Source organism: Burkholderia pyrrocinia, assembly GCF_018417535.1.
Lineage (GTDB): Bacteria > Pseudomonadota > Gammaproteobacteria > Burkholderiales > Burkholderiaceae > Burkholderia > Burkholderia pyrrocinia_E.
This window is the reverse complement of sequence record NZ_CP070978.1, coordinates 2,221,927-2,240,378: the sequence shown is the minus strand read 5'-3', so window position 1 is coordinate 2,240,378 and position 18,452 is coordinate 2,221,927. Positions and strand designations below refer to the sequence as shown.

The following is an 18,452-nucleotide window of genomic DNA, read 5'->3' as shown; positions in this document are numbered from 1 at the left end:
AGCGGCGCACTATCGCCGCACACCTTGCCGCCCGACCGACGGGCGCGACTCGGCCGCGATCGCTTCGCATCTTTTTTTGATCGCGATGATTAAGCGCTTAATCAAGCATGATGGCGCATTAGAACATGGAGCGGAGACAATGGCGAGCATCTCGATGCGACGCGTGCAGAAAGCCTATGGCGATCACGCGCCGGTCATTCGCGACGTCGATCTGGAGATCGGCGCGCACGAGTTCTGCGTGTTCCTCGGGCCGTCCGGATGCGGCAAGTCGACGCTGCTGCGCATGATCGCCGGGCTCGAGGATCTCAGCGCGGGCGAGCTGTCGATCGACGGCCGCCGCGTCGACGACGTGCCGGCCGCCGAGCGCGGCGTCGCGATGGTGTTCCAGAGCTACGCGCTGTTTCCGCACATGACGGTCTACGAGAACATGGCGTTCGGGCTGAAGCTCGCGCGCGTGCCGAAAGCCGAGATCGACCGGAAGGTGCGCGATGCCGCGCGCATCCTGCAGCTCGACACGCTGCTCGAGCGCAAGCCGAAGGCGCTGTCGGGCGGCCAGCGGCAGCGCGTCGCGATCGGCCGCGCGATCGTGCGCGAGCCCGGCGTGTTCCTGTTCGACGAACCGCTGTCGAATCTCGACGCGGCGCTGCGCGGCCAGACCCGCATCGAGATCGCGCGGCTGCACCGGCAGTTCGAACGCGCGAGCGTCGTCTATGTGACGCACGACCAGACCGAAGCGATGACGCTCGCCGACAGGATCGTGCTGCTGCACGCCGGCGCGGATACCGCGCAGCACGGCAGCATCGCGCAGGTCGGCGCACCGCTCGACCTCTACCACCATCCGGCCAGCCGCTTCGTCGCCGGCTTCATCGGTTCGCCGCGCATGAACTTCCTGCCGGCCGTCGTCACCGCATCCGATGCCCGCCGCACGACCGTCACCGTCGCGCCGTCCGGCGAAACCTTCACGCTGCTGCGCGACGGCGCCGCGCTCGATGCCGGCGCAACCGTGACGCTCGGCATTCGCCCGGAGCACCTGACGCTCGGCGCCGCACACGACGCGACGACGCTCGTGCGCGACGTCGCGCTCGTCGAACGCCTCGGCGAGCAGACCTACGTGCACCTCGACCAGCCCGGCCAGCCCAACGCTACGCCGCTGATCGCGAAGGTGCCCGGCGACGCGCAGGTGCGCAGCGGCGAACGCGTGCACGTGCATGCGCCGGCCGCGGCCTGCCACCTCTTCACCGAAGACGGCCGCGCGGTGTCCGCGTGCGCCGACGTCCACGTCCATCACTACGCTTAAGGATCGCGTATGCGCCTCGGAGTCTGTTACTACCCGGAACACTGGCCGGAATCGATGTGGGCCGACGACGCCCGCCGGATGAAAGCGCTCGGCATCGAGCAGGTGCGGATCGCCGAATTCGCGTGGAGCCGCATCGAGCCGTCGCCGGGCGAATACGACTGGGGCTGGCTCGACCGCGCGGTCGACGTGCTCGGCGCGGCCGGCCTCGAGATCGTGTTGTGCACGCCGACCGCAACGCCGCCGAAATGGCTGGTCGACCGCCATCCCGACATCCTCGCGATCGGCGCGGACGGCCGGCCGCGCGCGTTCGGTTCGCGCCGCCACTACGATTTCTCGTCGCCGACCTACCTCGAAGCGTCGCGCCGGATCTGCACCTCGGTCGCCGAACGCTACGGCCGCCACCCGGCCGTGCGCTACTGGCAGACCGACAACGAGCTGGGTTGCCACCAGACCGTCGTCAGCTACTCGCCGGCCGCGCTCGTGCGCTTTCGTGCCTGGCTGAAGGCGCGCTACGGCACGATCGACACGCTGAACCGCGCATGGGGCACCGTGTTCTGGAGCATGGAGTATCGCCATTTCGACGAGGTCGACGCGCCCGTCGGCACCGTGACCGAGGCCCATCCGTCGCATCGCCTCGACTACCGGCGCTTCGCGTCCGACGAGGTCGCGCGTTATCACCGGATGCAGGTCGACGTGATCCGCGCGCACTCGCCGGGCCGCCCCGTCGCGCACAACTTCATGCAGCTGTTCACCGAGTTCGACCACTACGAGGTGGCACGCGACCTCGACATCGCGACGTGGGACAGCTACCCGCTCGGCGCGCTCGAGGAGCAATGGTTCGCGCCCGACGTGAAGGCGCGCTGGCTGCGCACCGGGCATCCCGATTTCGCGTCGTTCAATCACGACGTGTATCGCGGCATGTCGAAGCTGCCGTTCTGGGTGATGGAGCAGCAGCCGGGGCCCGTGAACTGGGCGCAGTGGAACCCCGCGCCGCTACCGGGCATGGTGCGCCTGTGGAGCTGGGAGGCGTTCGCGCACGGCGCCGGCTGCGTGTCGTACTTCCGCTGGCGGCAGGCGCCGTTCGCGCAGGAGCAGATGCATGCGGGCCTGAACACGCCGGACAACAAGCTCGACGAAGGCGGCCGCGAGGCGCAACGCGTCGCGCGCGAGATCGCGGCCGTGCATGACGCCGGTGCGGAGGCGGACGACGCAGTACGTGCATCCGTCGCGCTGGTCTTCGACTACGAGGCGAAGTGGCTGTTCGAGGTGCAGCCGCAGGGCGCCGATTTCCACTACCCGCGCTTCGCGTTCGAGTACTACTCGGCGCTGCGCTCGCTCGGCTTCGACGTCGACGTGATCTCCGTGCATGCGCCGCTCGACGGCTACCGGCTCGTGGTCGTGCCGCCGCTGCCGATCGTGCCGGACGATTTCGCGGCACGGCTCGCCGCATCGGGCGCACATGCCGTGTTCGGGCCGCGCACCGGCTCGAAGACCGTCGACCTGCAGATTCCGCCGACGCTGCCGCCCGGCCCGCTCGCATCGAGCCTGCCGGTTCGTGTGTGGCGCGTCGAATCGCTGCGGCCGAACGTGACCGAGCGGATCGACGGCACGCTGCGCGACGGCGCGCCGCTCGCGGGCAATGCGCGCCACTGGCGCGACTTCGTCGAGCTGCACGACGACACGCGCAGCGTCGTGCGCGCGCGCTTCGCCGACGGTCATCCGGCCTGCGTGTCGCATGGCGCGCTGCACTATTGGGCCGCGCTGTTCGACGACGCGACCACCGCGCGGCTGTTCGACGATGTCGCGGCCGAAGCGGGCCTTGCCCCGACGCCGCTCGCCGACGGCGTGCGCGTGAGCCGGCGCGGCGGGCTGACCTACGTGTTCAACTATGGCGACACGCCGCACACGATCGATGCGGTGCCGCCATCGGCGTTCGTGCTCGGCGCCGCGCAGGTCGGGCCGCAAGACGTGGCCGTATATCGAAGCCGTTCGTAGCACCCGCCACCGGCGCCACGACGCGCCGGTCACGCACAACGACACCCAGGAATGGAGACAACCATGACACATCGCCCCCTTCGCGCCGCCGCCCGGCTCGCCGCGGCCGCCGCCGTCGCGTTCGCTTCGTTCGTCGCCGCCGCGCCGGCGAGCGCAGGCACGCTGACGATCAACATCGCGTTCAAGGGCGCCAGCCAGCGCGCGGTCTGGCAGTCGACGCTCGACGCATTCCACAAGGCCCATCCCGACATCGACGTGAAGGCGACCTTCGTCGACGAGGAGGCGTACAAGGTGCAGCTCCCCGCGTGGCTCACGACCGTCGCGCCTGACGTCGTGAACTGGCACGCCGGCGAGCGGATGGCGTACTACGCGAAGCGCGGGCTGTTCGAGGACCTGAGCGGCGACTGGGCGAAGAACGGCTGGGGCGCGATGTATGCGTCGACGCGCGACGCATCGTCGTACAACGGCAAGCAGTACGCGGCGCCGACCGTTTACTACTCGTGGGGGCTGTTCTACCGCAAGGACCTGTTCCGCAAGGTCGGCATCGCCGACGAGCCGAAGACGTGGGACCAGTTTCTCGACGCGTGCAAAAAGCTGAAGGCGGCCGGCATCACGCCGGTCGCGATCGGCGGCCGCGACGCGTGGACGCTCGCCGGCTGGTTCGACTATCTCGACCTGCGCGTGAACGGCAACGTGTTCCACCAGCAGTTGATGGCCGGCGACGTGCCGTACACCGACCCGCGCGTGAAGAAGGTCTACACGACGTGGAAGTCGCTGATCGATGCCGGCTACTTCATCGACAACGCGCTGTCCTACGATCTCGACGGCGCGCAGCCGTTCCTGTTCCAGGGCAAGGCCGCGATGATGCTGATGGGCACCTTCATCGCGGCGGGGTTTCCGCCGAACGTGAAGCAGGAAATGGGCTACTACCGCTTCCCGATCATCGACCCGAAGGTGCCGACCGCCGAGGACGGCCCGGTCGAATCGCTGCACATCCCGACGAAGGCGAAGAACAAGGCCGACGCGCACACGTTCCTCGCGTTCGTGGAAACACCCGAGATGGGCGCGAAGCTCGCGGAAGGCCTCGGTTCGCTGTCGGCCAACAGCAAGTCGCCCGAGCCGGCCGATCCGATCTCGCGCATCGGCTTCCGGATCCTCGCCGATACGAAGGGCGGCGTCGCGCAGTTCTACGACCGCGACATGACGAAGGAAATGGCCGACGAGGGGATGAAGGGCATGCAGCAGTTCCTGGCCAATCCCGCGCAGCTCGATACCGTGCTCGCGCAGCTCGAACAGACCCGCAAGCGGATCTACAAGAAGTGACCGCGTGACCCAACCGGCGGCACCGCGCCGCCGCGTCAGTACAGGAGGCTTGCCGTGTCCAGTCCGATCACGTCCACCCCGCCCGCCGGCACCGCGCCGCCGCCGCGCGGGACATCCGCCGCCGCCGTGCCCGCGCGCCGCCCGTCGCCCGCCGTGCGGCGGCAACGACGCGCCGCGTGGCTCTTTCTCGCGCCGGCCTGCGCGATGGTTGCCGTCTATGTGATCTGGCCGATCCTGTCGACGCTGTGGCTGAGCTTGTACAACTGGGACGGGATGACCGAGCGCACCTTCGTCGGCCTCGCGAACTACGCCGAACTGCTGCACGCGCCGACGTTCTACACGGCGCTGCGCAACAACGTGATCTGGCTCGCGCTCTTCATGCTCGCGCCGCCGCTCGGCCTCGCGCTCGCGTTGTACCTGAACCAGGCGGTTGCCGGCATCCGGCTCGTGAAATCGCTGTTCTTCGCGCCGTTCGTGCTGTCCGGCGTGGTCGTCGGCCTGATCTTCTCGTGGTTCTACGATCCGACGTTCGGGCTGCTCGCGCTGATCGCCGGGCACGGCATCCCGGTACTCGGCGACGCGCGCTATGCGACGCTCGGCGTCGTATTCGCCGCGCTGTGGCCGCAAACGGCGTACTGCATGATCCTGTACCTGACCGGCCTCACGTCGGTCAATCCGGAGCAGATCGAGGCGGCGCGGATGGAAGGCGCGCGCGGCTTCGCGCTGCTGTGGCACGTCGTGCTGCCGCAACTGCGGCCGACCACGTTCATGGCGATCGTCGTCACGGTGATCGGCGCGCTGCGCAGCTTCGACCTGATCTCGGTGATGACGGGCGGCGGCCCGTTCGAGAGTTCGACCGTGCTTGCGTATTACATGTACGACCAGGCGATCAAGTACTACCGGCTCGGCTATTCCGCGTCGATCGCGGTCGTGCTGTTCGCGATCATGCTCGTCTACATCGTGTTCCAGTTGCGCCGCATGCTGCGCAACGAGCAGTGACTACCGGGGAATCCTCATGTTTCCGACTCCCGTTGCCCAATGGAAGCCCGTCTCGCGCCAGCTCTACAAGCTGTCGCTGCCCGTCGCGCTTCTGATCTGGCTGCTGCCGATGATCGCGGTGTTCGTCACGTCGGTGCGCTCGACCGAGGAACTGGTCGAAGGGCACTACTGGGGCTGGCCGCGACACTTCGCGATGGTCGAGAACTATCGCGACGCGCTGACGACGTCGCCGATGCTGCATTACTTCTGGAACAGCGTGCAGATCACCGTGCCGTCCGTGCTCGGCTCGATCGCGCTGGCGGCGATGGCCGGCTTCGCGCTCGCGACCTACCGGTTTCGCGGCAATTCCGCACTGTTCGGCACGTTCGTCGCCGGCAACTTCGTGCCGGTGCAGGTGCTGATGATCCCGGTGCGCGACCTGTCGCTCAGGCTCGGCGTGTTCAATACCGTCGAAGCGCTGATCCTGTTCCACGTCGCGTTCCAGACCGGCTTCTGCACGCTGTTCCTGCGCAACTTCATCAAGCAGTTGCCGTTCGAGCTGATCGAGGCCGCGCGCATCGAGGGCGCGGGCGAATGGACGGTGTTCTGGCGGATCGTGCTGCCGCTGATCCGGCCCGCGCTCGCGGCCCTCGCGATCCTCGTGTTCACGTTCGTCTGGAACGACTACTTCTGGGCGCTGTGCCTCACGCAAGGCGACGAAGCCGCGCCGATCACGGCGGGGGTCGCGGCGCTGAAGGGGCAATGGACGACGTCTTGGAACCTGGTGTCGGCGGGTTCGATTCTTGCCGCGCTGCCGTCGGTTGCGATGTTCTTCGCGATGCAGAAGCATTTCGTCGCGGGGCTTACGTTCGGCGCGACGAAAGGCTGAACGCGCGCCGCCTGCACACTCGCATCTCCCCCTCCGCATCGTGAGGTTGCCCGCTTTGGCGGGTTTTTTTTCGTTCGGTGCGGATCTTCATATCCGCCCGTAGACGACACGGGCGGATTCAGCCCGGTTCGTCGCCGGACGGCTCCCATGCGATCACCAGTTGCAGGAGTCCCGGAAATCGCGAATCGAGATCCTCGGTTCGCACGCGGCTGCGTCGCTCGAGCCCGTATTGACGCTGGCGAATCACGCCCGCTTCACGCAGCGCCTTGAAGTGATGGGTCAATGACGATTTCGCACGATTGAAACCGAACCAGCTGCACGGATGGTCGTACGCCTCGGATTCCAGCAACAACCGGCGGACGATCGTCAGGCGCAGCGGGTCGGCCAATGCGCCGAAGATCGCGTCCAGGCGCAAATCGGATACGGCCGGTTCCGGCAGCGGATCGGGAAGGTTGGCGGGGACTGCGGCGGCCGGGTCGTGGTGGGGAGTGCGTTTCATGTTCACGACTATATCACTGTACGAGTTTTTTCGAACTAAGCTATAGTACGACAAAACTCGTACAAGGAAGGTTGCCGTGTCCAACACTGCCGCAGTGCAATCCACCCGCGCGTCCGCGCGCATTTCCCCCGACATGTGGCGCGCCGCATGGACGGTCACGTCGGTGTTCATGCTGTCCAATTCCCCGACGCCGCTGTATGTGGTCTGGCAGCGTACGCTCGGTTTTTCATCCGGCACGCTGACGGTCATCTTCGCCCTTTACATCCTCGGGCTACTGGGCACGCTGTCGGTCGCCGGACAGTTATCGGATCGTTACGGCCGCAAGCCGGTTCTTCTGCCGGGGATCCTCGTGGCGCTGGTCGCGTGTGCGTTGTTCGCCAGCGCAACGTCCATTGCAACGCTTGCCGTTGCCCGGCTGCTGACGGGTATCTCGGTCGGCGTCATCGTGTCGGCAGGAATGGCGTCCGTGGCGGACCTCGGCGGCAGCGAGCGTCGACGTCAGGCAGCCCTGCTCGCATCGGTGGCGATGGTTCTCGGCGCGGGCCTCGGGCCGTTACTGGCCGGCGGCGCTGCGCAAGCGGTCGCGCATCCGATAGCGCCGGTTTTCGGTATCGAATTTCTCGTGTTGCTGAGTGCGCTCATCATCGCGTGGCGGTTGCCCCTTGGCCGGCCAGCACGGGCAAGCGGCCATGGCGAGCGTCTGCATTTGCCGTCGGTCCCGGCGATGAATCGACGCCACGTCGCAGCCGGTATCGGCGTGTTCGGGCCCGGCATTACCGCAACATCGTTCGTGCTTGCGTTGGGGCCTTCGTTACTCGCCCGTCTGCTCGACGTTCGCAGTCCGTTGCTCGCCGGCGGCATGGCGTGCGCGATGTTTCTCGCTGCAACGGGCGTTCAGTTCGCCGTGCGGCAGTGGTCGGTACGTGCGTTGTTCGCGGCGGGTACGACGGCAACCGTACTGTCGATGGGTGCGCTGTGCGCCGCGGTGCATATGTTGTCGGCATCCGTTCTGGTGGCCGCTGCGTTGTTCGCGGGGATGGCGCAGGGTCTCGGGCAATTGGGCGGCCTGACGCTCATCGGCCTGCATGTGCCGGACACGCGCAGGGCCGAAGCCATTGCCGTCATGAATATCGGCGGCTATCTGCCGGCGGGGCTGCTGCCCGTCATGACCGGCTACGCGATCGACTTCCTTGGCCTGGCGGCCGGTGCCACTGCATTTGCCATCGCACTGGCGCTGATTGCGCTTGGGGCCGGCTGCATGGTTTTCCGATCGCTGAAACGCGGCGGCGACCGACCGTAGGCGCGCGTCAGCTACGCAGCGATCACGCGGTTCCGCCCCTGATGCTTGGCCTCATACAAGCGCTCGTCGGCCTTGCGCAGAATCGCGTCGATCGTCTCCCCGTCACTGCCAAACTCCGATATGCCGACGCTCACCGTGAGTTCGATCGGTTTGCCATCGCCATTCTCGAATGGCGTGCCGGCAATCGCCGCGCGAATGCGCTCGCCGACCGAGCGGGCAGTATCCAGCGCGGCCCGCGGCAACAAGACCATGAATTCCTCGCCGCCCACCCGCGCCACGCCGTCGTACGGGCGGATCGCGTCGAGGCATTTCTTGACGAAGCGTTGCAGGACCTGGTCGCCCGTCTGATGCCCGTAGCTATCGTTGATGACCTTGAAGTGGTCGAGGTCGAGTGCCAGCAGCGAGAACGGTGCACCGTCGCGTCTCGCACGGGCAATTTCCGCCTCGACGCTTTCAATGAACCGTCGCCGGTTGGCCGCGCCGGTCAGCGGATCGGTTGCAGCCATGTATTCGAGTTTCTCGTTGGTTCGCCGCAGCTCCTGCAACGCACGTTCCGTGCGCGCCATCGCTTCGCGCAAGCGCGCAAACAGCTCTTCCTGGCTATAGATGGTCGAGAACGAGCGCGTGGTGTGAAATGCCTGCACGACACCGTAACTCAGCAGGAAAAAACCTCCGGCGAAGATCACATGCGCGAGCCACCACATGTGGTTCCACGGGCGGCCGAGGATGAACGCAAGCGACGACAGCGCGAACGACGACACCGAGATGCCGTAGATCAGCATGAGCGGGGTGCGGATGCGCCGCACCACCAGCGCGATGACGTTGATGGTCGAAAAGGCGAGTGTACCGCCTTCCATCGACAGGCGAACCCACGGACTGCCGGCAAATGGCGAGTACGCGACCCAGGCCACCAGCACATCGATCAGCAGGAACACGACGATCCATGTCGCCCACGCCCGACGATTGACGCGGACCGCCTCGCTGTCCGCCGACCGACTGTACGAGAGTTGTCCGACGAAGATCAAAATGGACATGACGAGGCGCGAGGCCGGCCCATACAGCAGAAAGAGCCAGATATTGTGATGCGCCATGCCGGTGAAGGCACCGTGCAATGCGTAGACGAGCGAAAAGCCCAGAAAACCGAGCGTCAGCCAACGCAGCAGCGGCTCTCCCGACAAGCGATAACAACGCCAGCACACGTAGGTGACGAACACACCTTCGAGCGTCGCGGCTGCGATCGCCAGCTCGTGGAAAGCGTGATTCTCGAATTTCAGCGAGGGGTTCTGAAAGAAATAGAGGTACGCGATCAGAAATGCCGGCACCAAAGCGAAGCCGGCGAGCAGCAGCCTGGCGTAGACCTTGGTGATGAACTGGATGGCGGCGGCCGGCTCGTTTGCGGATGCGGCGATGCTCATCGTCTCCCCTCCGGATTTCATCGGATGAATCCAGTATATGCGTAGCGATTTGCATTTGATACGGGCCGGACACCATAGAATCGCGCGCAGTAAATAGATCGTCGAATTGAATCGAAACCGGTTCTTACGATCGTAATCCGGGTGTTGCGGATGACGGGAATGGTCGGTGAAGCAGCGTTCGTCTTCGCCAATCGAACGTCTGTTTACAGGACGGACCGGATGTCGGAGTGATTACGCGGCGCGCTTGGCGAGTGACCCTTCGTGGCCGGCCGCCGGCCCTTTTGCCCCGCGTTCCCGCAATGCTGCGAAACACCTGTTTTCGTGCGCCCGCCGCTACCCGCGGCCCGACCCTCCATCGCGCAACCGCGCATCCACCGCGCCGATGTTCTTCTCGTGCGCAACCAGCATCAGCGACAGCGCGTGATGGATGTCCGGTTCCGCGAGCGTCGGCAGCAGCGTCTGCAGTTTGCGGACGACCCAGCGCTGGCCACGGTTCAGGAACGCCATGCGCGCCGCCAGATCGTCGATCGCCATCGCCTTTTCGTAGAACGCGCCGGTCGCGCGCGTCGGAACGGCGTCGAGCGACCGGATCGCGTCGACGAGCACGCTGCACCAGTGCGCTTCGTCCTGGCGAATGTCCGCGACAAGCCTGTGCAACTCGGGATCGGTGATCTCGGCCGCCGTCTCCGACGTCACGCGCGCATCGGCGGGCCCGTCGTCGCCGGTCAGGTTCGACATGGAATGTCCTCCGTTTCGGGATGGGCGACGCACCGCTACGTCCGACGCGGACCCGTCACGCACTGCGCGCACAACCGATCCACGCATCACGTGGAAGGCAGCGGACCGCGCGAGGAATGGATCCCAGCGTGACACGTCAATGTGACTCGCGCCGCCGTACGACTCGCTGCGCGTGATGCGCGTCAAGTCACGCCGAACAACCTCAGGTCCACCCTTCGAGCCGCAACGTCGAGCGCACGAGCCGCTGTTCCTCCTGCTCGATCTCGCGCAGATAGTCGACGCACTGGCGGATATGTTCGCTCGCGGCCTTGCGCGCCTGGTCGGGCAGCCGCCCCGTGACCGCGTTGTAGAGCCGCGCATGCTGGCGGTCGATCTGCTTCTTCAGCGGCTCGCGGTGATAGAGGTTGTTCACCGACGCGAACACCGAGCTGAGCAGCAGGTCGGTCAGCGACTGCAGCGTGTTGACGAGCACGGGGTTGTGCGACGCCTCGCAGATCGCGAGATGGAACGCGTGGTCGAGCTTCGCGCGCGCGGCGGGGTCGAGATCCTGCGCGTCGGCTGCCGTCATTTCATCGTAGCGGCGCTTGATCAGGATGAAGTCCGCCGGCGTGCCGCGCAGCGCGGCGAGCCGCGCGGCCTCGGCCTCGAGCATCCCGCGCACCTCGAACAGGTCGTACAGCGTGCGCGGCTGCGAGCCGAGCAGATGCATCATCGGCGTGATCTCGCGCTGCGGGGTCAGGCTCGCGACGAACGAACCCTTGCCGTGCGTCGTGTCGATGATCCCGCGCGCGTGCAGCAGCTTCATCCCTTCGCGCACGGCCGTGCGCGACACGCCGAGCTTCTCGGTCAGCCGCCGCTCGGACGGCAGCGCCTGCCCGGCCTTCAGCACGCCGTCGACGATCAGCTTCTCGATCCGCTCGGCGACGACGTCGGCCACGCGCCGCGCCGGCCCCTCTCGATCCTGCATTTCCATACTGGTATGACCACTTTGGGCGGATATCGTCGATTTTCGCACAAACCCTTGTACTGATTCGGTTTTCTGGTTCTCCATACAGCGGCTTCCTGGTGCCCGCTCAAAAACTGGTATGACCACACGGAAGACGTCTGGACACGCAAGCGCGGCCCGCCAAGAATCCCGTCCATCCGGCGTGTCGCGCATCGTGCGGCCGCCCGCATGGTGGAGACGGAGACAGACGATGAGTTTCATCTACGACGAACGGATCGACGGCCCGCTGGCAACCGTCGACCGCGACACGCTCGTCGCCGCGCTGCACGCGGCGGCGCCCGGCCTCGACGTGTTGCACGAACGCGAGGCGCTCAAGCCGTTCGAATGCGACGGCCTCGCCGCGTACCGCACGGTGCCGCTCGCGGTCGTGCTGCCCGACACGGTCGAGCAGGTGCGCGCGGTGCTGCGCGTCGCGGCCGCGCACCGCGTGCCGGTGGTCGCGCGCGGCGCCGGCACGGGGCTGTCGGGCGGCGCGATGCCGCTCGAAAAAGGCATCCTGCTCGTGATGGCGAAGTTCAACCGGATTCTCGACCTCGACCCCGATGCCGGCATCGCGCGCGTGCAGCCCGGCGTGCGCAACCTCGCGATCTCGCAGGCGGCCGCGCCGCACGGCCTCTACTACGCGCCCGATCCGTCGTCGCAGATCGCATGCTCGATCGGCGGCAACGTCGCCGAAAACGCCGGCGGCGTGCACTGCCTGAAATACGGGCTCACGGTGCACAACATCCTGAAGGTCGAGATCCTGACGATCGCCGGCGACACGCTCACGCTCGGCGCCGATGCGCTCGATGCGCCCGGCTTCGACCTGCTCGCGCTGTTCACGGGCTCCGAAGGCATGCTCGGCATCGTCACCGAAGTCACCGTGAAGCTGCGGCCGTTGCCGCCGTGCGTGAAGGTGCTGATGGCGAGCTTCGACGACGTTGCCAAGGCCGGCGCCGCGGTCGCGCGAATCATCGGCGCGGGCGTGATTCCCGGCGGCCTCGAGATGATGGACAACCTCGCGATCCGCGCGGCCGAGGATTTCATCCACGCGGGCTACCCGGTCGACGCGCAGGCGATCCTGCTGTGCGAGCTCGACGGCGCGGCAAGCGACGTCGACGAGGACGCCGAACGCGTCGCGGCGCTGCTGCGCGACGCGGGCGCGACCGAGATCCGCGTCGCGCGCGACGAGGCCGAGCGCCAGCGCTTCTGGGCCGGCCGCAAGAATGCGTTTCCCGCGGTCGGCCGCATGTCGCCCGACTACTACTGCATGGACGGCACGATCCCGCGCCGCGAGCTGCCGCGCGTGCTCGAAGGGATCGCCGCGTTGTCCGCCGAATACGGGCTGCCCGTCGCGAACGTGTTCCATGCGGGCGACGGCAACATGCACCCGCTGATCCTGTTCGACGCGAACCGGCCGGGCGAGCTCGACCGCGCGGAAGCGCTCGGCGGCCGGATCCTCGAGCTGTGCGTCGCGGCGGGCGGCAGCATCACCGGCGAGCACGGCGTCGGGCGCGAGAAGATCAACCAGATGTGCGTGCAGTTCAACGCCGACGAAATCACGTTCTTCCACGCGGTGAAGGCCGCATTCGATCCGCACGGGCTGCTCAATCCCGGCAAGAACATCCCGACGCTGCACCGCTGTGCCGAATTCGGCGCGATGCACGTCCATCACGGCAAGCTGCCGTTTCCCGAACTGGAGCGCTTCTGATGCGACGCGACATCGAATCGATCGACGACAGCGCAGCGCTCGTCGCCCAGGTCGGCGCCGCGATCCACGACCGCCAGCCGCTGCACATCCGCGGCGCCGGCACGAAGGCCTTCCTCGGCCGCCCCGTCGAAGGCCGCACGCTCGACGTGCGTACGCACCGCGGCGTCGTCGCGTACGACCCGACCGAACTCGTCGTCACCGCACGCGCGGGCACGCCGCTCGCCGATCTCGAAGCGATGCTCGACACGGCCGGCCAGATGCTGCCGTGCGAGCCGCCGTCGTTCGGCGGCGCGGCGACGGTCGGCGGGATGTTCGCGGCGGCGCTGTCCGGGCCGCGCCGCCCGTGGGCCGGCGCGGTGCGCGACTTCGTGCTCGGCTGCCGCGTGATCACCGGCCATGCGAAACACCTGCGCTTCGGCGGCGAGGTGATGAAGAACGTCGCGGGCTACGACGTGTCGCGACTGCTCGCCGGCAGCTTCGGCTGTCTCGGCGTCGTGACCGAGGTATCGCTGAAGGTGCTGCCGAAGCCGCGCGTGACGGGCGATCTCGCATTGACGCTCGCGGCCGGCGAAGCCGTGCAGCGCGTCGCCGCGTGGCGGCGCGCGGGGCTGCCGCTCGCGGGCGCGTGCCACGCGGACGGCGTGCTGCGCGTGCGGATCGAAGGCGGCGAGGGCTCGGTGCAGGCCGCGCGCGCCACGATCGGCGGCGACCGGATGGACGACGCCAACGACGCGTTCTGGGCACGGCTGCGCGATCTCGTGCTGCCGTTCTTCGACGATCCGCGCCCGCTGTGGCGCGTGTCGGTACCGGCCGCCGCGCCGCTCGACGCATTGCCCGGCGCGCTGCTCGTCGACTGGGGCGGCGCACAGCGCTGGCTGAAGAGCGATGTCGCGCCGGCCGACGTGCAGCGGCTCGCCGCGCAATGGGGCGGCCACGCGACCTGCTTCACGCCGGGCACGACGCACGAGCCGTTCCAGCCGCTGCCGCCCGCACTGTTGCGCGTGCATCGGCAACTCAAGACGCAACTCGACCCGCACGCGATTTTCAATCCCGGGCGCTTGTACGCCGACCTCTGACCTTCGAAGCGACCCGCCGATGCAAACCAATCTCAGCGAAGCAAGCAAGGCCCTCGCCCGGGCCGACGAAGCGGAAGCGATCCTGCGCGCGTGCGTGCACTGCGGCTTCTGCAATGCGACCTGCCCGACCTACCAGGTGCTCGGCAACGAGCTCGACGGGCCGCGCGGCCGCATCTACCTGATCAAGCAGTTGCTCGAAGGCGAACCGTGCGGCGAACGCACGCAGCAGCATCTCGACCGCTGCCTGACCTGCCGCAACTGCGAGACGACCTGCCCGTCCGGCGTGCGCTATCACACGCTGCTCGACATCGGCCGCGCGGAAGCCGAGAAGCGCGCGCAACGGCCCGCGCGCGAGCGCCTGCTGCGCGCGGGGCTGCGTCACGTCGTACCGCGCCCGGCGGCGTTCGCCGCGTTGCTGAAGGCCGGCCGCGCGCTGCGCCCGCTGCTGCCCGGCACGCTGCAGGACAAGATCCCGGCCGCCGTTCCCGCGGCCGCGCCGCGCCCGGCCGTGCGCCACGCGCGGCGCGTGCTGATGCTGGAAGGCTGCGTGCAGCCGTCGCTGTCGCCGAACACCAATGCGGCCGCCGCGCGCGTGCTCGACCGGCTCGGCATCGGCGTGAGCCCGGCGCGCGAAGCCGGCTGCTGCGGCGCGACCGAATATCACCTGAACGCGCAGGACGCGGGCCTCGCCCGCGCACGCCGCAACATCGACGCGTGGTGGCCCGCGATCGAAGCCGGCGCGGAAGCGATCGTGCTGACGGCGAGCGGCTGCGGCGCGTTCGTCAAGGAATACGGCGACCTGCTGCGCTCCGACCCCGTCTATGCGGAGAAGGCGCGGCGTGTCAGCGCGCTCGCGCGCGATCTCGCCGAGGTGATCGCGGCCGAACCGCTCGACGCGCTGGCCGATTCGACACAACGCCGCGTCGCGGTCCACTGCCCGTGCACGCTGCAGCACGCGCAGCGCCTCGGCGGCGCGGTCGAAAGCATCCTGACGCGGCTCGGCTTCGATCTGGCGAATGTCGCCGACGGCCATCTGTGCTGCGGCTCGGCCGGCACGTATTCGCTGACGCAGCCCGAACTCGCGACGAAACTGCGCGACAACCGACTCGATGCGCTCGAAGCCGCGCGGCCGGACCTGATTGTCACGGCCAACGTCGGCTGCCAGACTCACCTGAATGGCGCGGGCCGCACGCCCGTGCGCCACTGGATCGAGCTCGTCGACAACCGGCTCGTCAACTGACCTGGTTCCGGAGGACATCCATGCAAACGAAACCCGAACTCGAACTCGCCGATGCCGACCGCATGCTCGCCGCCGCCCGCGCGGAAGCGGAGGGCCACGGTTGGGCCGTGTCGATCGCCGTCGTCGACGACGGCGGCCACCTGCTCGCGTTCGCACGGCTGAACGGCGCATCGCCGGCGAGCTCGTATATCGCGCAGGACAAGGCCCGCGCGGCGGCGCTCGGCCGCCGCGAGACGAAGGCGTATGAGGATATGATCAACGGTGGCCGCACCGCGTTTCTCAGCGTGCCGCTGACGGGGTTGCTCGAAGGCGGCGTGCCGGTCACGGTCGGCGGCCGGATTGCGGGCGCGATCGGCGTGTCTGGCGTAAAGTCGGAGCAGGACGCGCAGATCGCCCGCGCCGGCACACAAAGCGTCGCGACATAGGAGGGCCTGTTCACGCTAATAACGGGCTTGCGCTGGCCACCAGAAGGGCCGAGCGCAAGGATTGCGACGAAGCGAATACTCGACGTATTCGCAAGGAGCATGACGCAGCGATCGGCCCTTCTGGTGGCCAGCCCCACAAATGATTTTTTCCGATCAGGGGAACGAGCCTTGCCGGCCGCATTGCGGCGTCGCGCGTCGCTTGTTTGGCTCGGCCAAACGGCGCTCCTTGCTCCTTGCACTACGGCCGGCAAGGCTCGTTCGCAAGCCCGTTATTAGCGTGAACAGGCCCTCTAGCCGCGCGCGTATTTTTCCCCGGGAGGATAACGATGATCGACCAAGCAGGACTGCAAGTCGCGCCAGCGCTGAGCCAGTTCATTGAAAACGAAGCGCTGCCGGGCACCGGCATCGACAAGGCCGCGTTCTGGAGCGGTTTCTCGGCCCTGGTGCACGACCTGGCGCCGCGCAACCGCGAACTGCTCGCGGAACGCGACCGCCTGCAGCAGGAACTCGACACCTGGCACCGCGCGCACCCCGGCCCCGTGCGCGACCACGCCGCGTATCGCGCATTCCTCGAAAGGATCGGCTACCTCGTGCCGGTCCCGTCGAACGTCGCGGCAGCCACCGCGAACGTCGACAGCGAGATCGCCGCGCAGGCCGGCCCGCAGCTCGTCGTGCCGCTGTCGAACGCGCGCTACGCGCTGAACGCCGCGAACGCCCGCTGGGGCAGCCTGTACGACGCGCTGTACGGCACCGACGCGCTGCCGGAAGACGGCGGCGCCGAACGCACCGCGACCTACAACCCGACGCGCGGCCAGCGCGTGATCGACTACGCGCGCAACGTGCTCGACAACGCGGCGCCGCTCGAGAGCGGCTCGCACCGCGACGCGCTGCACTACCGCGTGCAGGACGGCCAGCTCGCCGTCGAAACCGGCAAGGGTGTCGTGCATCTCGCGCAGCCGGCGCAGTTCGTCGGCTACCAGGGCGCGGCCGACGCACCGTCCGCGATCCTGCTGAAGCACAACGGCCTGCACCTCGAGATCCAGATCGATGCGTCGACGCCGATCGGCCGTGCCGATCTCGCGAACGTGAAGGACGTCGTGCTCGAAGCCGCGGTCAGCACGATCATCGACTGCGAGGATTCGGTCGCGGCGGTCGACGCCGACGACAAGGTCCAGCTCTACCGCAACTGGCTCGGCCTGATGCAGGGTACGCTGGTCGAGGAAGTCGCGAAGGGCGGCAAAAGCTTCACGCGCCGCCTGAACGCCGACCGCGACTACACGACGCCCGACGGCGGCACGCTGTCGCTGCACGGCCGCTCGCTGCTGTTCGTGCGCAACGTCGGCCACCTGATGACCAACGGCGCGGTGCTCGACCGCGACGGCAACGAGATTCCGGAAGGTATCCTCGACGGTGTCGTCACGACGCTGTGCGCGCTGCACGACCTGAAGGCGAAGCGCAATTCGCGCACGGGTTCGATCTACATCGTGAAGCCGAAGATGCACGGCCCGGTCGAAGTCGCGTTCGCCGATACGCTGTTCGCACGCATCGAGGATCTGTACGGCCTGCCGCGCAACACGCTGAAGATGGGCATCATGGACGAGGAGCGCCGCACCAGCGTGAACCTCGCCGCGTGCATCGCGGCCGCCGCCGCGCGTGTCGCGTTCATCAACACCGGCTTCCTCGACCGCACCGGCGACGAGATGCACACCGCGATGGAAGCCGGCCCGATGATCCGCAAGGGCGACATGAAGTCGTCGGCCTGGATCACGTCGTACGAGCGCAACAACGTGCTCGCGGGCCTGTCGGCCGGCCTGCGCGGCCGCGCGCAGATCGGCAAGGGCATGTGGGCGATGCCGGACCTGATGCACGCGATGCTCGAGCAGAAGATCGCGCATCCGCGCGCGGGTGCGAACACCGCGTGGGTGCCGTCGCCGACCGCCGCGACGCTGCACGCGCTGCACTACCATCTCGTCGACGTGCAGGCCGTCCAGCAGGAACTCGAAAAGACGCCGTACGCGAGCGAGCGCGACGTGCTGCTCGAAGGCCTGCTCACCGTGCCGGTCGTCGAACGTGCCGAATGGAGCGAAGACGAGATCCTGAGCGAGGTCGAGAACAACGCGCAGGGCATCCTCGGCTACGTCGTGCGCTGGGTCGAACAGGGCGTCGGCTGCTCGAAGGTGCCCGACATCCACGACGTCGGCCTGATGGAGGATCGCGCGACGCTGCGCATTTCGAGCCAGCACATCGCGAACTGGCTGCGCCACGGCGTGATCACCGAGGCGTTCGTGCTCGACGTGTTCAAGCGGATGGCGCGCGTCGTCGACCAGCAGAACGCCGGCGACCCGAACTATCGCCCGATGGCGCCCGGCTACGACCAGTCGACCGCGTTCAAGGCTGCGTGCGCGCTCGCGCTGCAGGGCACGTCGCAGCCGAGCGGCTATACCGAGCCGCTGCTGCACCGGTTCCGGCTCGCGTACAAGGCACAACCGCACGGCGCTTGAGCATGCGCATGCGGGCCGGTCCCGCATGCCGGCCCCACGAAACGGGCGGCCTTCATGGCCGCCCGTTTTCATTTTCGCGT

The 18,452-nt window shown here is 67.7% G+C and carries 14 protein-coding genes and 1 pseudogene; 11 read left to right on the top strand and 4 right to left on the bottom strand.

From position 1 onward, the window contains the following. Positions 1-139 precede the first annotated feature (139 nt). The 5 genes from JYG32_RS28215 to JYG32_RS28195 all read left to right on the top strand — a co-directional run bounded on the left by JYG32_RS28215 (position 140) and on the right by JYG32_RS28195 (position 6,482). A complete protein-coding gene (locus tag JYG32_RS28215) occupies positions 140-1,297 on the top strand; it encodes an ABC transporter ATP-binding protein (protein ID WP_213265784.1) in 1,158 nt (385 codons plus the stop codon). Between the two features lie 9 nt (positions 1,298-1,306). Continuing rightward, complete coding sequence (locus JYG32_RS28210; RefSeq protein WP_213265783.1) at positions 1,307-3,292, top strand: beta-galactosidase; 1,986 nt, start codon at positions 1,307-1,309, stop codon at positions 3,290-3,292. A gap of 63 nt (positions 3,293-3,355) precedes the next feature. Then, entirely contained in the window at positions 3,356-4,615 is a 1,260-nt protein-coding gene (locus tag JYG32_RS28205; RefSeq protein ID WP_213265782.1) for an ABC transporter substrate-binding protein, read from the top strand. 54 nt (positions 4,616-4,669) lie between these two features. Next, positions 4,670-5,614, top strand: coding sequence for a carbohydrate ABC transporter permease (locus JYG32_RS28200; protein ID WP_213265781.1), 945 nt, complete (start codon positions 4,670-4,672; stop codon positions 5,612-5,614). Positions 5,615-5,630: 16 nt separating this feature from the next. Next, entirely contained in the window at positions 5,631-6,482 is an 852-nt protein-coding gene (locus JYG32_RS28195) for a carbohydrate ABC transporter permease (protein WP_213265780.1), read from the top strand. Positions 6,483-6,600: 118 nt separating this feature from the next. On the opposite strand, the gene JYG32_RS28190 is transcribed toward JYG32_RS28195, so the two are convergent. Next, positions 6,601-7,152 (bottom strand): ArsR/SmtB family transcription factor, encoded by a 552-nt coding sequence (locus JYG32_RS28190; protein WP_213265779.1) that lies wholly within the window; start codon positions 7,150-7,152, stop codon positions 6,601-6,603. Here JYG32_RS28190 and JYG32_RS28185 point away from each other — a divergent pair. Next, on the top strand, positions 7,058-8,281 hold the full coding sequence (locus JYG32_RS28185) for an MFS transporter (RefSeq protein WP_349631815.1): 1,224 nt from the start codon (positions 7,058-7,060) through the stop codon (positions 8,279-8,281). The genes JYG32_RS28190 and JYG32_RS28185 overlap by 95 nt on opposite strands. Positions 8,282-8,292: 11 nt before the next feature. On the opposite strand, the gene JYG32_RS28180 is transcribed toward JYG32_RS28185, so the two are convergent. The 3 genes and pseudogenes from JYG32_RS28180 to glcC all read right to left on the bottom strand — a co-directional run bounded on the left by JYG32_RS28180 (position 8,293) and on the right by glcC (position 11,407). Continuing rightward, complete coding sequence (locus JYG32_RS28180) at positions 8,293-9,696, bottom strand: GGDEF domain-containing protein (protein ID WP_213265777.1); 1,404 nt, start codon at positions 9,694-9,696, stop codon at positions 8,293-8,295. Between the two features lie 333 nt (positions 9,697-10,029). After that, a pseudogene (locus JYG32_RS28175) lies at positions 10,030-10,404 on the bottom strand (DUF6306 domain-containing protein); the annotation flags it as partial. A 232-nt stretch (positions 10,405-10,636) separates the two neighbouring features. Continuing rightward, positions 10,637-11,407 carry a transcriptional regulator GlcC gene (glcC, locus tag JYG32_RS28170; RefSeq protein ID WP_096473203.1) on the bottom strand — a complete coding sequence of 257 codons (771 nt, stop codon included), beginning with the start codon at positions 11,405-11,407 and terminating at the stop codon, positions 10,637-10,639. 223 nt (positions 11,408-11,630) lie between these two features. Between glcC and glcD the strand changes: the two genes are divergently transcribed. The 5 genes from glcD to JYG32_RS28145 all read left to right on the top strand — a co-directional run bounded on the left by glcD (position 11,631) and on the right by JYG32_RS28145 (position 18,372). Further along, positions 11,631-13,130 (top strand): glycolate oxidase subunit GlcD, encoded by a 1,500-nt coding sequence (gene glcD / locus JYG32_RS28165; RefSeq protein WP_213265775.1) that lies wholly within the window; start codon positions 11,631-11,633, stop codon positions 13,128-13,130. Next, complete coding sequence (glcE, locus tag JYG32_RS28160; RefSeq protein WP_213265774.1) at positions 13,130-14,206, top strand: glycolate oxidase subunit GlcE; 1,077 nt, start codon at positions 13,130-13,132, stop codon at positions 14,204-14,206. The genes glcD and glcE overlap by 1 nt, the downstream gene beginning before the upstream one ends. A 19-nt stretch (positions 14,207-14,225) precedes the next feature. Further along, positions 14,226-15,446 carry a glycolate oxidase subunit GlcF gene (glcF, locus tag JYG32_RS28155; protein ID WP_213265773.1) on the top strand — a complete coding sequence of 407 codons (1,221 nt, stop codon included), beginning with the start codon at positions 14,226-14,228 and terminating at the stop codon, positions 15,444-15,446. 20 nt (positions 15,447-15,466) lie between these two features. Next, the gene (locus tag JYG32_RS28150) at positions 15,467-15,871 is read left to right on the top strand and encodes a GlcG/HbpS family heme-binding protein (RefSeq protein WP_174384003.1); all 405 of its coding nucleotides are present in this window, start codon (positions 15,467-15,469) and stop codon (positions 15,869-15,871) included. A 326-nt stretch (positions 15,872-16,197) separates the two neighbouring features. Continuing rightward, positions 16,198-18,372 carry a malate synthase G gene (locus JYG32_RS28145; RefSeq protein ID WP_213265772.1) on the top strand — a complete coding sequence of 725 codons (2,175 nt, stop codon included), beginning with the start codon at positions 16,198-16,200 and terminating at the stop codon, positions 18,370-18,372. The last annotated feature ends 80 nt before the right edge of the window (positions 18,373-18,452 follow it).

Excerpts from the sequence above, each read along its gene's own strand:
- JYG32_RS28215 (WP_213265784.1), top strand. The coding sequence starts at position 140 with ATGGCGAGCATCTCGATGCGACGCGTGCAGAAAGCCTATGGCGATCAC.
- JYG32_RS28210 (WP_213265783.1), top strand. The coding sequence starts at position 1,307 with ATGCGCCTCGGAGTCTGTTACTACCCGGAACACTGGCCGGAATCGATG.
- JYG32_RS28205 (WP_213265782.1), top strand. The coding sequence starts at position 3,356 with ATGACACATCGCCCCCTTCGCGCCGCCGCCCGGCTCGCCGCGGCCGCC.
- JYG32_RS28195 (WP_213265780.1), top strand. The coding sequence starts at position 5,631 with ATGTTTCCGACTCCCGTTGCCCAATGGAAGCCCGTCTCGCGCCAGCTC.
- JYG32_RS28190 (WP_213265779.1), bottom strand. The coding sequence starts at position 7,152 with ATGAACACCGACGTGACCGTCCATGCGGCGCGCCACATGTCGGGGGAA.
- JYG32_RS28180 (WP_213265777.1), bottom strand. The coding sequence starts at position 9,696 with ATGAGCATCGCCGCATCCGCAAACGAGCCGGCCGCCGCCATCCAGTTC.
- glcC (WP_096473203.1), bottom strand. The coding sequence starts at position 11,407 with ATGGAAATGCAGGATCGAGAGGGGCCGGCGCGGCGCGTGGCCGACGTC.
- glcD (WP_213265775.1), top strand. The coding sequence starts at position 11,631 with ATGAGTTTCATCTACGACGAACGGATCGACGGCCCGCTGGCAACCGTC.
- glcE (WP_213265774.1), top strand. The coding sequence starts at position 13,130 with ATGCGACGCGACATCGAATCGATCGACGACAGCGCAGCGCTCGTCGCC.
- glcF (WP_213265773.1), top strand. The coding sequence starts at position 14,226 with ATGCAAACCAATCTCAGCGAAGCAAGCAAGGCCCTCGCCCGGGCCGAC.
- JYG32_RS28150 (WP_174384003.1), top strand. The coding sequence starts at position 15,467 with ATGCAAACGAAACCCGAACTCGAACTCGCCGATGCCGACCGCATGCTC.
- JYG32_RS28145 (WP_213265772.1), top strand. The coding sequence starts at position 16,198 with ATGATCGACCAAGCAGGACTGCAAGTCGCGCCAGCGCTGAGCCAGTTC.